15 protein-coding genes are annotated in these 12,561 nt (G+C 50.7%); 9 read left to right on the forward strand and 6 right to left on the reverse strand.

Annotated features, from left to right (window positions below; all coding sequences use genetic code 11):
* Positions 1 to 30 precede the first annotated feature (30 nt).
* From ribBA to AC3QL0_RS02650, 6 genes are read left to right on the forward strand one after another with little or no spacing between them, the layout of a single operon-like run.
* Positions 31 to 1,200 carry a bifunctional 3,4-dihydroxy-2-butanone-4-phosphate synthase/GTP cyclohydrolase II gene (gene ribBA / locus AC3QL0_RS02625; RefSeq protein ID WP_493009968.1) on the forward strand — a complete coding sequence of 390 codons (1,170 nt, stop codon included), beginning with the start codon at positions 31 to 33 and terminating at the stop codon, positions 1,198 to 1,200.
* Positions 1,201 to 1,214: 14 nt separating this feature from the next.
* The gene (gene ribH / locus AC3QL0_RS02630) at positions 1,215 to 1,733 is read left to right on the forward strand and encodes a 6,7-dimethyl-8-ribityllumazine synthase (RefSeq protein ID WP_493009969.1); all 519 of its coding nucleotides are present in this window, start codon (positions 1,215 to 1,217) and stop codon (positions 1,731 to 1,733) included.
* Between the two features lies 1 nt (position 1,734).
* Positions 1,735 to 2,214, forward strand: coding sequence for a transcription antitermination factor NusB (gene nusB / locus AC3QL0_RS02635; RefSeq protein ID WP_493011031.1), 480 nt, complete (start codon positions 1,735 to 1,737; stop codon positions 2,212 to 2,214).
* A 1-nt stretch (position 2,215) separates the two neighbouring features.
* Entirely contained in the window at positions 2,216 to 3,175 is a 960-nt protein-coding gene (gene thiL, locus AC3QL0_RS02640; RefSeq protein ID WP_493009970.1) for a thiamine-phosphate kinase, read from the forward strand.
* A gap of 26 nt (positions 3,176 to 3,201) precedes the next feature.
* Complete coding sequence (locus tag AC3QL0_RS02645) at positions 3,202 to 3,708, forward strand: phosphatidylglycerophosphatase A family protein (protein ID WP_430223763.1); 507 nt, start codon at positions 3,202 to 3,204, stop codon at positions 3,706 to 3,708.
* A complete protein-coding gene (locus AC3QL0_RS02650) occupies positions 3,709 to 4,206 on the forward strand; it encodes a CinA family protein (protein WP_430221435.1) in 498 nt (165 codons plus the stop codon).
* Between the two features lie 3 nt (positions 4,207 to 4,209).
* Here AC3QL0_RS02650 and pyrF read toward each other — a convergent pair whose 3' ends face one another.
* Together pyrF and AC3QL0_RS02660 are read right to left on the reverse strand one after the other, a co-directional pair.
* Positions 4,210 to 5,034, reverse strand: coding sequence for an orotidine-5'-phosphate decarboxylase (gene pyrF / locus AC3QL0_RS02655; protein ID WP_493009971.1), 825 nt, complete (start codon positions 5,032 to 5,034; stop codon positions 4,210 to 4,212).
* A 145-nt stretch (positions 5,035 to 5,179) separates the two neighbouring features.
* Complete coding sequence (locus AC3QL0_RS02660) at positions 5,180 to 5,989, reverse strand: sulfite exporter TauE/SafE family protein (protein ID WP_493009972.1); 810 nt, start codon at positions 5,987 to 5,989, stop codon at positions 5,180 to 5,182.
* Between the two features lie 102 nt (positions 5,990 to 6,091).
* Between AC3QL0_RS02660 and AC3QL0_RS02665 the strand changes: the two genes are divergently transcribed.
* Positions 6,092 to 6,868, forward strand: coding sequence for an AraC family transcriptional regulator (locus AC3QL0_RS02665; protein ID WP_493009973.1), 777 nt, complete (start codon positions 6,092 to 6,094; stop codon positions 6,866 to 6,868).
* A gap of 35 nt (positions 6,869 to 6,903) precedes the next feature.
* On the opposite strand, the gene map is transcribed toward AC3QL0_RS02665, so the two are convergent.
* The 4 genes from map to AC3QL0_RS02685 form a co-directional block, all read right to left on the reverse strand.
* Positions 6,904 to 7,662 carry a type I methionyl aminopeptidase gene (gene map, locus AC3QL0_RS02670; protein WP_493009974.1) on the reverse strand — a complete coding sequence of 253 codons (759 nt, stop codon included), beginning with the start codon at positions 7,660 to 7,662 and terminating at the stop codon, positions 6,904 to 6,906.
* Positions 7,659 to 7,871: a ParD-like family protein gene (locus AC3QL0_RS02675; RefSeq protein ID WP_430221430.1), complete on the reverse strand. Its 213-nt coding sequence runs from the start codon at positions 7,869 to 7,871 to the stop codon at positions 7,659 to 7,661. The genes map and AC3QL0_RS02675 overlap by 4 nt, the downstream gene beginning before the upstream one ends.
* A gap of 149 nt (positions 7,872 to 8,020) precedes the next feature.
* Complete coding sequence (gene groL, locus AC3QL0_RS02680) at positions 8,021 to 9,673, reverse strand: chaperonin GroEL (RefSeq protein ID WP_493009975.1); 1,653 nt, start codon at positions 9,671 to 9,673, stop codon at positions 8,021 to 8,023.
* A 39-nt stretch (positions 9,674 to 9,712) separates the two neighbouring features.
* Entirely contained in the window at positions 9,713 to 10,000 is a 288-nt protein-coding gene (locus AC3QL0_RS02685; protein WP_135865183.1) for a co-chaperone GroES, read from the reverse strand.
* A 404-nt stretch (positions 10,001 to 10,404) separates the two neighbouring features.
* On the opposite strand from AC3QL0_RS02685, the gene AC3QL0_RS02690 reads away from it, so the two are divergent.
* The gene (locus AC3QL0_RS02690) at positions 10,405 to 11,361 is read left to right on the forward strand and encodes a phosphate acetyltransferase (protein ID WP_493009976.1); all 957 of its coding nucleotides are present in this window, start codon (positions 10,405 to 10,407) and stop codon (positions 11,359 to 11,361) included.
* A 1-nt stretch (position 11,362) separates the two neighbouring features.
* Complete coding sequence (locus AC3QL0_RS02695) at positions 11,363 to 12,559, forward strand: acetate/propionate family kinase (protein ID WP_493009977.1); 1,197 nt, start codon at positions 11,363 to 11,365, stop codon at positions 12,557 to 12,559.
* Positions 12,560 to 12,561 lie beyond the last annotated feature (2 nt).

The following is a 12,561-nucleotide window of genomic DNA, read 5'->3' on the forward strand; positions in this document are numbered from 1 at the left end:
TGGAGCTATCTACTATAAAGCAGGAACGTCATGAGTCATACAGTACAGACAGAGCTTTCCGAAGCGGATATGCAACAGGCAATTTCATCCGTGACCGAGATCGTGGCTGAGCTACGGGCTGGTCGGATGGTGATTCTGGTCGATGAAGAAGACCGAGAGAATGAAGGCGACTTGGTAATGGCGGCAGAATTTGTCACGCCAGAAGCCATTAACTTCATGGTTACCCATGCACGCGGACTGGTGTGCCTGACCCTGACCGAGGAACGTTGCTTACAGCTGGACCTGCCCCTGATGGCGTCCCGTAATGGCACTCGCTTTGGTACAAATTTCACGGTGTCCATTGAAGCCGCAGAAGGCGTGGCTACCGGTATTTCAGCTGCTGACCGTGCTCGCACCATTAAGGCTGCCGTAGCGCACGATGCTAAACCCGCTGATTTGGTACAGCCTGGCCACATTTTCCCCGTCAAAGCGGTGAATGGTGGTGTGCTGGTACGTGCCGGTCATACTGAAGCAGGTTGCGATTTGACTCGCATGGCAGGGCTTACTCCTGCTGCCGCTATCTGTGAAATCTTGAAACCTGATGGCAGCATGGCACGTTTGCCAGACCTGATCGTATTTGCGCGTGAACATGGCCTGAAAATCGGTACGATTGCCGATTTGATCCAATACCGTAGCGAACACGAATCCATGGTTGAGCGGCTGTTCGATAACGAATTGGCCACGCCTTGGGGTAAGTTTCAAGCGATTGGTTACCGTGACTTAGCATCAGGTGCACTGCACTTGGCGTTACAACATGGCACTATTTCGCCAGACACCGAAACGCTGGTGCGTGTACACGAGCCAACAACTGTGTTGGATTTACTGTGTTCAGAAGGCAAAGAGCACAGTTGGACAGTTGCTGGCGCATTGGATGTCATTAAACAGTCCGAGGCTGGTGTCGTGGTGCTGATGAATTGCCAAGGCGAGGCTGACACCTTGTTTGAACAGTTCTCCGCACGCCAAGCCGAGGGATCCTCTGCTACAGGTGAACAACGTCAACACCGCTACGATTTACGCACTTACGGTATTGGTGCACAAATCTTGCGTGATTTGAATGTGGGCAAAGCGCGATTACTGGCTCGTCCACGTAAAATGCCAAGTATGGCAGGCTTTGCCCTGACCATTACGGGTTACTATAGCGAACCAACTCATTCTGCTTGATCGGAGCCGCCACTATGAATCCTTATATTGTAAATCCTGACTTTAACGGCGAAGGCCTGCACGTAGGTATTGTTCGTGCACGTTTCAACGAAGAAATCGGTACAGCGCAGCTGGAAGCTTGCGTGGCAGAACTGGTGGCGTTGGGTGTAGATGCACGTGACATCACTGTGCTGTCTATTCCTGGTGCTTTGGAAGCGGGTTTGATTTTGGCTCAAATGGCTGAAACAGGCGAGTTCGATGCATTGGTTGCATTGGGTGCCGTAATCCGTGGTGAAACCTACCACTTCGAAATTGTCAGTAATGAAAGCGCAGCGGCCATCAGCCGTGTGTCGCTGGAAATGGGCATACCTATTGCCAACGGTATTCTGACTACCGAAAATGATGAACAAGCGCAGGTGCGCGCTGCTGAGAAAGGCCGTGATTGTGCCCGTACAGCGGTAGAAATGGCCAACTTGATGGCATTGCTAGAACCCGACTTCGATGAAGAAGACGAGTTCGAAGAGGAAGAAGATTTTGACAACGACGACGAATAAAATGCCGGGTAGTAACGGTCGCCAGAACCCCACTCGCAGTGCCCGTAGACGGGCACGCGAGTTTGCGTTGCAGGGGATTTATGCCTGGTTGATCCGTGGTGTTGATGGTACGCGCGAAGCGGGTGCTATTGATGCACACATACGCGGCGAAGAATACTTTAACGACGCCGATGCACAGTGGTATCACACGCTGTTTTACGGGGTGATTCAAGAGGCACCAGAATTGCGCGAGCAGTTCATGCCACACGTGGATCGTCCTTTGGAAGAGCTGTCTCCCATTGAGCACGGCATCTTGTTGCTGGGTAGCTATGAGTTAGCCCATCACGTAGAAGTGCCTTACCGTGTAGCCATCAACGAGGCTGTTGAGTTGGCAAAAGAATTTGGTGGCACTGATGGCTTCAAGTTCGTGAATGGTGTTCTAGACCGAGTGGCAGCGGCAGTACGTCCTGCTGAAGTGAAGAAATACCAGAATCGCAGCTGAGTTGCCTAAAGAATTTGATCTAATCGCACAGTATTTCACCCGTCCTGCCCCTGAAAAGATGGTAGGGGTTGGTGACGACTGTGCGATTTTTTCATTACGCCCAGGCTATGACTTGGCTACCAGCACCGACCTGTTGCTGGAAGGGCGGCACTTTTTCTCGGATGTAGATCCCTATTTGCTGGGCCGCAAAGCGCTGGCTGTAAATTTGTCAGACCTTGCGGCAGCGGGTGCTTCAGCGCGTGCTTGTTTGCTGAGTTTGGCATTGCCGTCGGTAGATGAAGCATGGTTAGCAGGCTTTAGTCGTGGCTTTCTGGAAATGGCGGATGCGCACCATTGCCCCTTAATTGGTGGTGATACGACCCGATCACTGGATCACATTACGATTGGTGTGACGGTAATGGGCGAAGTACCCAGAGGTAAAGCGTTATTGCGTAGCGATGCGCAAGAGGGTGATGACATTTGGGTCACGGGGTATCTGGGGGCTGCAGACCTAGCATTACGCTATTTAAGCGGCAACCTAGAGCTAGACTCACAGCGCTTGCAAGCCTCTAGAGCGGCCTTGGAAAACCCGGCACCTCCTGTGTCGTTTGCGACGCACCTACCCGGTATGGCACACGCTGCTATCGATATTTCTGATGGCCTAGCACAAGATTTAGGCCATATTCTAAAAGCCAGCCAATGCGGCGCGGAACTGATGCTGGCAGATCTTCCTATGCATGACGCTCTACGTGGTCTATCTACCGATCTACAGAATGAAGCCATGTTGGCAGGTGGGGATGTATTCCAGTTGTGTTTTACCGCTGCTGCAACACAGCGCGACGCGCTGCAAGTGTTGGCTGAGCAACATGATATTGTGGTGCATCGTATTGGCCGCATCGTTAACGGTTCTGGCCTACGTGTAGTAGATCAGAACGGACAACCTATTCTCTTAGCTCATCAAGGTTTTGATCATTTCGCCTGATGATGCCTGTGCGACAGGAAACAAGCATGGTTAAAGATTACTCTCAACAGTCTCGCCCTTCCTTGCGTTGGGTGTTTGAGCGCCCTGAGCGCATTGTGGCCTTCGGCTTTGGCAGCGGGGTGATCTATCCTGGCCCCGGTACCTGGGGAACCGTACTGGGTTGGGCGCTGTGGTTGGTGCTTGGGCAATTTATGCCGCTGTGGTTGGCCCTAACCGTAGGGGGCGTGGGCTTCTTGGTAGGGTGTTGGGTCAGCCAAAAAGTGGGCGATGAGTTGGGCGAGCCAGATCACAGTGGTATGAACTGGGATGAAGCCGTTGCGATGTGGTTGGTGCTGTGCTTTACACCGGCCTCGTTATGGGCACAGCTCTGCGCATTTATTCTGTTCCGATTTTTTGATATTGTTAAACCGGAACCTATTCGCTTCTTAGACCGTCGTTTTAAAGGTGGTTTTGGGGTGATGCTGGACGATTTACTTGCTGCGCTTTATGTGGTGATTATCATGGCGCTATTGGTACGTTTCGAGGTGTTCTAAATGCTGAATACATCCATTATTGAGTTGGCTGCTGCATTAGGTGACAAACTGACGCGAGAAAAGCTTTTTCTGGCGACAGCAGAGTCTTGCACAGGTGGTTTGGTAGCAGGTGCTTGCACGGCTATTGCAGGCTCCAGTAACTGGTTTGAGCGTGGGTACATCACCTACAGCAATGAAGCCAAGCAAGAAGAGTTGGGTGTGAATACTGATACGCTAGAGCGTTTTGGTGCGGTAAGCGAAGAAACTGCCATGGAAATGGCGGCAGGGGTATTGGCGGTAGTGCCTAAGGCAGATTTAGCGGTGTCTACTACAGGCATTGCTGGACCGGGCGGGGCTACAGCAGGTAAACCTGTAGGTATGGTGTGTTTTGCGGTGGCTAGGCGTACAGAAGAAGGTGTTACTGCGCGTGCTTATACACAGCTTTTTGAAGGTGATAGAGCGCACGTACGCGAACAGGCTGTGCAGTTTATTTTGCACAGCGCATTCACGTCATTGTAGAACTTAACGACCGCGCGCTTGATTGATAGCGTCGCGAGTTTGGCGAGCCGCTTGTGCAGCGGCCTCACGCCAATCTTCACCTTGGCTAGCGTACAAAATAGCGCGTGATGAGTTGATCATCATGCCATTGCCTGTGCTGCTAGCGCCTGCTGCAACAGTGGCAGGAATATCACCACCTTGAGCCCCAATGCCTGGAATCAATAGAGGCATATCGCCTACGTGCTGACGTACGGCGGCGATTTCTTCAGGGAATGTAGCACCTACCACCAAACCGCACTGACCATTCTTGTTCCATTTGTTTGCCACGAGTTCGGCTACATGCAGGTACAAGGGCTGACCGTTTTCCAATTTCAGGAATTGTAGGTCAGAGCCGCCAGCGTTAGAGGTGCGGCACAGTACGATGACGCCTTTGTCATCCCATTCTAAGTATGGTTCTACTGAGTCAAAGCCCATGTATGGGTTCACGGTAACGGCATCGGCTTGGTAACGGCCAAAGGCTTCTAAGGCGTAATGATTGGCGGTAGAGCCAATGTCACCGCGTTTGGCATCTAAGACTATAGGCAGCCACGGGTAATGTTCACGTACGTATTGGCATAGTGCTTCCAACTGTTCTTCAGCAGCACCTGACGCAAAGTAAGCGATTTGGGGTTTGATACCGCAAGCGTATTCGGCTGTAGCGTCTACGATTTGGCGGCAAAACTCGAAAATAGCATTAGGGCGATCACGCAACTCGGCAGGAAATCGGTTGGGATCGGGGTCCAAGCCCACCATCAAAAGTGAGTTGGTTTGATTCCAGGCGTGTTCTAGTTTGGAGTTGAAGGTGTTCATGTGCGTGCGTGATGGGGGCTAAAGAAAGGCATCAACCTAGTGTTGATGCCTGTTGGGACGGACTACATTATATGACAAAGCCCTGTGCATGGCATGGCAGTGCAACAGGGCGGTCATTACAGGCTGTACTTTGTGGTACGTGGGATCACACTACTATCATCACGCCTAGTACAAGACAAAGCAGCAAAATGTAGATTTTGGCGTGTATGCGATCGGGGATACGGCCAATCCAACGTGCGGCTAATCGTATGCCTATCCACGACCCTACTACCAGAATTAAGCAGGCTGCTAAATCTACATAACCAATGTGCCAAGCGCCTAGTGATACGGCATCGCGGGATGCCAGCACCATGTAGGTTAAGGTGCCGGAAATCGCCATAGGCAATGACAGAGGGTTAGCCATGGCGGTAGCGCTGGTCATGCTGGCGCCACGTCTACGCATTAACGGCACGGTCATCACACTACCGCCTACGCCCAACAATGCAGCAAAACCACCAATCGTAATGCCTAGTGATGCCAACTGCAGTGGTGGCATGGGGCGTATATTGTTTTGGCTTTCGTGCAAGAAACCAGGTCTAAACAAACTATCTAGAATGGTGAGTATCAGATAAATAATGAATGCCCAGCGTAGCCAGGTGGCATTCAAGTTCAATGCTGCCGTTGCACCGATCACGGCACCAATCGCAATGTAAATCAGGAAAGGGCGTATTAAGTCCCAACGTAATGTGCCAGCGATGAGGTGGCGTCGTGTGGCTAAAGCTGTACCAAAGATCATCACGCAAGTAGACGTGGCCACGGCAATATGCATAGCTGCTTGGCCTATTTCGCTTTGCGTACCATGCAGCGCTAGCAACAAGGTATACAGCAGTGGTACCACAATAAAACCACCGCCAAAACCGAATAACACTGTGGTGACACCAGTCAGCACACCAAAGCCTAAGAGTAGCCAGTACATGATCAATCTCTAGAATTAAAACTGTACTATAGGCACGCTAGTTCTGGCCTGCTTTCGCTTATTGGTCAATAATAAGTGAGTTTAGGCCAAACAGAGAAAGTTATGCACAATGTACGACTCAGAGAGGTAGAGGATGTTGACCGCCCTGTGTTGGCGATAGGTACAGACTACGCGCCGGGTACGCTATTGGATACGCACAGCCATAGGCGAGCGCAAATGCTGTATGGCATGAGTGGGCTGATGGAAGTGGATACTGCAGCAGGCGCGTGGGTGATTCCACCGTACAGTGGCGTGTGGATTCCTGCTGGGCAGCCTCATCGTGTACGTATGCAGGGGGTTAGTACACGTAGTTTATACATAGAACCACAGGCAGCACCTAGAGCAACAGAGCAATGCGAGGCGTTGCTTATTTCACCGTTATTGCACCATTTGCTCTTGGCATCTTTAGATGTTCCCGCGCTTTATGACGAAGCAGGGCGCGACGGGGCATTGATGCAATTACTACTGTACGAGGTAGGGCGTGCGCCTGCCATGCCACTGTTTGCTCCATTGCCGCATGATGTGTCGCTAGCAGAGCAGTGTAAAGCTTTCTTATTGCAGCCTAGTATCCAATCCCCCCCTGATGCATGGGCAGAATCTTTACATAAAAGCTTACGCACTTTCACGCGATTTTTTAGACAACAGACAGGCATGTCATTTGGTGAGTGGCGTCAGCAAGCTTGCTTAATGGCTGCATTAACGAGATTGTCCACAGGGCAATCGGTGACACAAGTTGCATTGGACTTGGGGTATGAAAGCCCTGCAGCATTTTCTGCAATGTTTAGAAAAAAATTGGGGCGGTCACCGTCAGCGTTTAGGCAAGCAGATTTGCCTGCCTAAACCAATGCTAAGGGCGTTGAAAAGCATGAACGCAGTTATTTCTCTTCATCGCGTAGAGTGAGCACTTTAACGCCAGTGCGTGTGACAGCAACAGTATGCTCAAATTGGGCAGAAAGCTTCCCGTCGTCAGTAACTACCGTCCAGCCGTCGTGTTCGGTATGCACGTAGTAGCTACCTTGATTCAACATAGGTTCAATGGTGAACACCATACCTTCTTTTAAGGCCTGCCCAGTTTTGGGTTTGCCCCAGTGCAGTACATCAGGCTGCTCGTGCATTTCTCTACCAATGCCGTGGCCACAGTAGTCCCGCACAACAGAATAACCATGCAGGCGTGCGTGGCGCTCAATGGCATGGCCTATATCACCTAGTCGCGCACCAGGGCGCACAGCACGAATACCTTTCCACATGGCTTCGTAGGTAATTCGTACTAATTGCTTGGCGGCTGGCGATACGTCACCCACCAAGTAGGTTTTGCTGGAGTCAGCAATAAAGCCATTTTTTTCCAACGTAATATCGAAATTCACGATATCGCCGTTTTGTAGAATGTCTGTGTGTGAGGGCATGCCATGACACACTACATTGTTGGGTGAGGCATTGAGGGCATAGGCATAGCCGTATTGACCCTTGCTAGCAGGGCGAGCGTGTAGCTCATGAACAATGAAGTGATCAACGATGTCGTTGATCTGCATGGTGGTCATGCCTATCAAGTTGTAGCGATCTAAATGTGCAAAAACAGAAGCCAGCAGTTTTCCTGATTCTGCCATCAGGGAGAGCTCTTCGGGGCTTTTAATCATAAGGATGTGCTACTTGCCGATTGAGGGTCTACGCCTGCGGCTTGCAGTTCACGAGCGACCAACTCATTGAATGGCACGGTGGGGTTCATTTCGCACAGCATGCCCATTTTGATCCAGAAAGCGGCTTGTGCGTTGATGGATCTGCAGGTGACAGCGCTTGCTTTGCGTAGTTGATCGTGCAGCTCATCGTCAATATTTACTATACCCATATACTACCTATATACGAAACGTATATGAATCATATCATATGGGATGTTTGTGATGTAAAGCAGCAAAGAAAAAACCCTGCAGCAATGCTGCAGGGTTTTTAGAGGGGTTTCACGCTTTTGCTAAGCAAGGCGCGAAGGAGGATGGGGGTTTAGAAGCCGCCCATGCCGCCCATACCACCCATGCCGCCCATGCCGCCCATGTCAGGCATACCTTCTGCCTTGTCATCAGCGATTTCGGCAACAGCAACTTCAGTTGTCAGCAACAGGCTGGCTACGGAAGCAGCATTTTGCAGAGCTGTACGTGTTACTTTGGTTGGATCCAGAACACCAGCAGCTACCAAGTCTGTGTACTCGCCTGTGGAAGCGTTGTAACCGTAGTTACCTTCGCCAGCAGCAACAGCGTTTACTACTACGCTTGGCTCGTCGCCAGCGTTAGCAACGATAGTGCGCAGAGGAGCTTCGATAGCGCGCAGTACCAGTTTGATACCAGCGTCTTGATCCAGGTTGTCGCCTGCCAGTGCAGCAACAGCAGAGCGAGCACGAATCAGAGCTACGCCACCGCCAGGAACGATACCTTCTTCTACCGCAGCGCGAGTGGCGTGCAGAGCATCTTCCACGCGAGCTTTTTTCTCTTTCATTTCTACTTCAGTAGCAGCACCAACGCGGATCACAGCAACACCGCCAGCCAGTTTGGCTACGCGCTCTTGCAGTTTTTCACGATCGTAGTCGGAAGTTGCTTCTTCGATCTGAACGCGGATTTGTTTTACGCGTGCTTCGATGGATGGGCTGTCGCCTGCGCCATCAATGATCGTTGTGTTTTCTTTAGCTACTTCGATGCGTTTGGCTTGACCCAGGTGCTCAAGAGTAGTTGTTTCCAGAGACATACCGGTTTCTTCGGAAATCACGGTACCGCCAGTCAGGATAGCGATGTCTTCCAGCATAGCTTTACGACGGTCGCCGAAGCCAGGAGCTTTAACAGCAACAGTTTTCAGGATACCGCGGATGTTGTTCACAACCAGAGTAGCCAGAGCTTCGCCTTCAACGTCTTCAGCAATGATCAGCAGAGGACGGCTGGATTTAGCAACTTGCTCCAATACTGGCAGCAGGTCACGGATGTTGCTGATTTTCTTGTCGAAGATCAGGATGAAAGGCTCATCCATTGCAGCAACTTGTTTGTCTGGGTTGGTGATGAAGTAAGGAGACAGGTAGCCGCGGTCGAACTGCATACCTTCTACTACGTCCAGTTCGTTTTCCAGGGATTTACCGTCTTCAACAGTAATCACACCTTCTTTACCCACTTTGTCCATTGCGTTAGCAATGATTTCGCCGATGGATGTATCGCTGTTTGCAGAGATAGAACCAACTTGAGCGATTTCTTTGCTAGTTGCGCATGGGCGGGACAGTTTGCGCAGTTCTTCAACTGTTACAGCAACAGCTTTGTCGATACCACGTTTCAGGTCCATTGGGTTGATGCCAGCGGCAACGTATTTCAGACCTTCTTCAACGATGGCTTGAGCCAATACAGTAGCGGTAGTAGTACCGTCACCAGCGTTGTCGGAAGTTTTGGAAGCAACTTCTTTCACCAACTGAGCGCCGATGTTTTCGAATTTGTCTTTCAGCTCGATTTCTTTAGCAACGGAAACACCGTCTTTAGTCACGGTAGGAGCGCCGAAAGAGCGATCCAGAACTACGTTACGGCCTTTAGGGCCCATCGTTGTTTTTACAGCGTTAGCCAGTGTGTTTACGCCGCGTACGATACGTGAACGGGCGTCATCACCAAAAAATACTTGTTTAGCAGCCATTGTATATTCTTCCTAGAATTTGATACGTGAGACGTAGGGTTACTCGATGATCGCGAGAACTTCTTCTTCGCGGATAACCAGCAGCTCTTCGCCGTCTACTTTGACAGCCTGGCCTGCGTATTTGCCGAACAAAATTTTATCGCCGACTTTCAGGTCCAGGGGCTGAACCTTGCCGTCATCTGTGCGTTTGCCGGGGCCTACTGCAACTACTTCACCTTGATCAGGTTTTTCAGCAGCGCTCTCAGGGATAACAATACCGGAGGCAGTGGTGCGCTCGTTGTCCAGACGCTTTACGATCACGCGATCGTTCAGAGGACGTAGTGCCATGGTTGAACTCCTGTTCAAAAAAAGCAAATAAATTTGATAAAAATGGTTCGGGAGAAGTGTTAGCACTCAACCCGAGAGAGTGCTAATAATTATAAGGGCGAAAATTTGTAATTCAAGAGCCTATATACCTAGGGGGTGTAAGTGTTTCTCCTAGGAATTAGTTGTCTTGGATGTTTCACCTAAGCAGCATGACTACATGCGAATTAGGGGATTGCCCTCTACCTCTACGCACCCATTATTTATACATGGGGGTAGTCAGGTCGCTTTCAAGCTGCTGTTACATCTTTAGTGTGCGTAACAGGTGGTAGTGCTTGCGCTGTCACAAGGTAGTCAAAGCCCAAGTATGATGTACTGATAGATATGTTTTTATGTGATTGCTGTTCTGTTTAGGGAGAGTGCAAAGCATGTCCGGGTCCAGTCTTTATGACCAATTTATAACGTTGGCGAAAAATCAGGAAAAACGTGTGTGCGCTGTGGCGCATCCCTGCGATGAAGTTTCTCTGACCGCCGCTTTGGAAGCGCGCGAGCAAGGTTTTTTTGATTTGGTGTTGGTAGGGCCGGAATCCCGCATCAAAGCGGTAGCCAGCGCGCATCAGTTAGACATCTCTGGCGTGCGCATCGTCAATGCAGCGCATAGCCACGAGTCAGCTGAAATAGCAGTACGCGAAGTCATGGCAGGGCGTGCTGAGCTGTTAATGAAAGGCAGCTTGCATACTGATGAATTGATGCACGCAGTATTGGCTACCGATGGCAAAGGCTTACGTACTGAGCGCAGACTCAGCCACGTATTTTTGATGGATGTGCCACGCTATTCTGATTTGCTGTTCATTACGGATGCGGCAATTAATATTCATCCAGATCTCACCACCAAAGCCGATATCGTGCAAAACGCCATTGATCTGCACTACGGTTTAGGGTTGGGGCAGCCGCGTGTGGCGTTGCTGTCAGCGGTAGAGCAAGTGACTGCCAAAATTCCTAGCACCTTAGAAGCCGCAGCGCTGTGCAAAATGGCCGACAGAGGGCAAATTACTGGCGGATTAGTAGATGGGCCGTTGGCCTTGGATAACGCGATTAGCGTGGCAGCGGCTGAAATCAAAGGCATACATTCTCCAGTCGCTGGCAGGGCACAGATTCTGGTCGTGCCTGATCTAGAGGCCGGTAATATGCTGGCGAAAAATCTAAGCTTTATGTCGGGTGCTAAAGCAGCAGGTATTGTGCTGGGTGGGCGTGTGCCTATTATCTTGACCAGTAGGGCAGATAGTGGCGAAACACGTTTGGCATCTTGCGCAGTAGCGTCGGTGTATGCTGCCTATCAGCAAGCGCAACGTGCTGCTGCATTGTTGGCTCAGCAGGAGTCATAGCATGAGCATTGATACCTTATTGGTGGTGAACGCGGGTAGTTCCAGCCTAAAGTTTCATGTGTATGCTCTAGACCAAGAGCAAATTGAAGGGCTACGTTTTTGGTTTGGTGGCCAAGTATCGGGTATTGGTACGCCACGTGCGGTGCTAAAGGTAAAGGATTCTGATGGCAAAGAGCTGATCAACCAGAAGCTCAGCGAAGAAGAAGCGAATAACTTACGGCAAGCACAAGATTTGTTGGCGACATGGCTAGCTACGCAATTAGACAAAGCGCCTGTGGCGGTAGGTCACCGCATCGTGCACGGCGGTGTCAAAATGACAGGTAGTCGAGTGATTGATGATGAGGTGTTGTGGTATTTAGATAGCTTGGCACCACTGGCGCCTTTGCATCAGCACAATAACTTGGCTCCTGTGTCGGTGATTAAAGAGCGTTGGCCAGAGATGCTGCAAGTAGCGTGTGTGGATACGGCGTTTCACTGTTGCCAAAGCACCATGGTGAACCACTACGCATTGCCTGAGAAGTATTATGAGCAAGGCGTGCGCCGTTATGGGTTTCACGGGTTGTCGTACCAATATATTAGTGAATACTTGGCGGCTAACATTCCACGGTTGCATCAGGGACGAGTACTGGTTGCGCACTTAGGTTCAGGCGCGTCAGCCACGATGGTGGTGGATGGGTTAAGTCGTGAAAGTACGATGGGCTTTACGGCGTTAGATGGCCTACCTATGGCAACTCGTCCTGGGCGTTTAGATGCGGGTGTGGTGTTGTGGTGGATGCAGCAGCAAGACATGACAGCCGCTCAAATCCAAAACCTGCTCTATAACGAATCAGGCCTCAAAGGTATATCCGGTATTAGTGGTGATATGCGTGAGCTGTTAGCAAGCGATGCGCCATCTGCAAAGTTAGCGGTGGATTATTATGCCTACCGTGTTGCAGAAAGTTTGGCGGGGCTGTGCGTGTCCGCACAAGGTGTGGATGCGTTGGTGTTCACCGCAGGGGTGGGTGAGCACAGTCCAGAAATACGTGCTCGTATCGTGGCGCATTTGGGGTGGTTGGGGTTAGAGCTGGATGTTGAAGCTAACACCGCCAACCAGCCCTTAATTTCTACCCCTCGTAGCAAAGTGGAAATACGGGTGATTCCTACAAATGAAGAATTGGTAATCGCCCGCGAAACTTTGCGCCACTATAGCGAGCAATAGCA

It is taken from the genome of Paenalcaligenes sp. GW821-LYS-B07-1 (assembly GCF_058803365.1).

Coding starts and splice junctions, on each gene's coding strand:
- AC3QL0_RS02660 (WP_493009972.1), bottom strand. CDS start 5,989: ATGTACTGGCTACTCTTAGGCTTTGGTGTGCTGACTGGTGTCACCACA.
- nusB (WP_493011031.1), top strand. CDS start 1,735: ATGCCGGGTAGTAACGGTCGCCAGAACCCCACTCGCAGTGCCCGTAGA.
- AC3QL0_RS02650 (WP_430221435.1), top strand. CDS start 3,709: ATGCTGAATACATCCATTATTGAGTTGGCTGCTGCATTAGGTGACAAA.
- AC3QL0_RS02695 (WP_493009977.1), top strand. CDS start 11,363: ATGAGCATTGATACCTTATTGGTGGTGAACGCGGGTAGTTCCAGCCTA.
- AC3QL0_RS02645 (WP_430223763.1), top strand. CDS start 3,202: ATGGTTAAAGATTACTCTCAACAGTCTCGCCCTTCCTTGCGTTGGGTG.
- pyrF (WP_493009971.1), bottom strand. CDS start 5,034: ATGAACACCTTCAACTCCAAACTAGAACACGCCTGGAATCAAACCAAC.
- groL (WP_493009975.1), bottom strand. CDS start 9,673: ATGGCTGCTAAACAAGTATTTTTTGGTGATGACGCCCGTTCACGTATC.
- AC3QL0_RS02685 (WP_135865183.1), bottom strand. CDS start 10,000: ATGGCACTACGTCCTCTGAACGATCGCGTGATCGTAAAGCGTCTGGAC.
- ribBA (WP_493009968.1), top strand. CDS start 31: ATGAGTCATACAGTACAGACAGAGCTTTCCGAAGCGGATATGCAACAG.
- AC3QL0_RS02675 (WP_430221430.1), bottom strand. CDS start 7,871: ATGGGTATAGTAAATATTGACGATGAGCTGCACGATCAACTACGCAAA.
- ribH (WP_493009969.1), top strand. CDS start 1,215: ATGAATCCTTATATTGTAAATCCTGACTTTAACGGCGAAGGCCTGCAC.
- AC3QL0_RS02690 (WP_493009976.1), top strand. CDS start 10,405: ATGTCCGGGTCCAGTCTTTATGACCAATTTATAACGTTGGCGAAAAAT.
- AC3QL0_RS02665 (WP_493009973.1), top strand. CDS start 6,092: ATGCACAATGTACGACTCAGAGAGGTAGAGGATGTTGACCGCCCTGTG.
- map (WP_493009974.1), bottom strand. CDS start 7,662: ATGATTAAAAGCCCCGAAGAGCTCTCCCTGATGGCAGAATCAGGAAAA.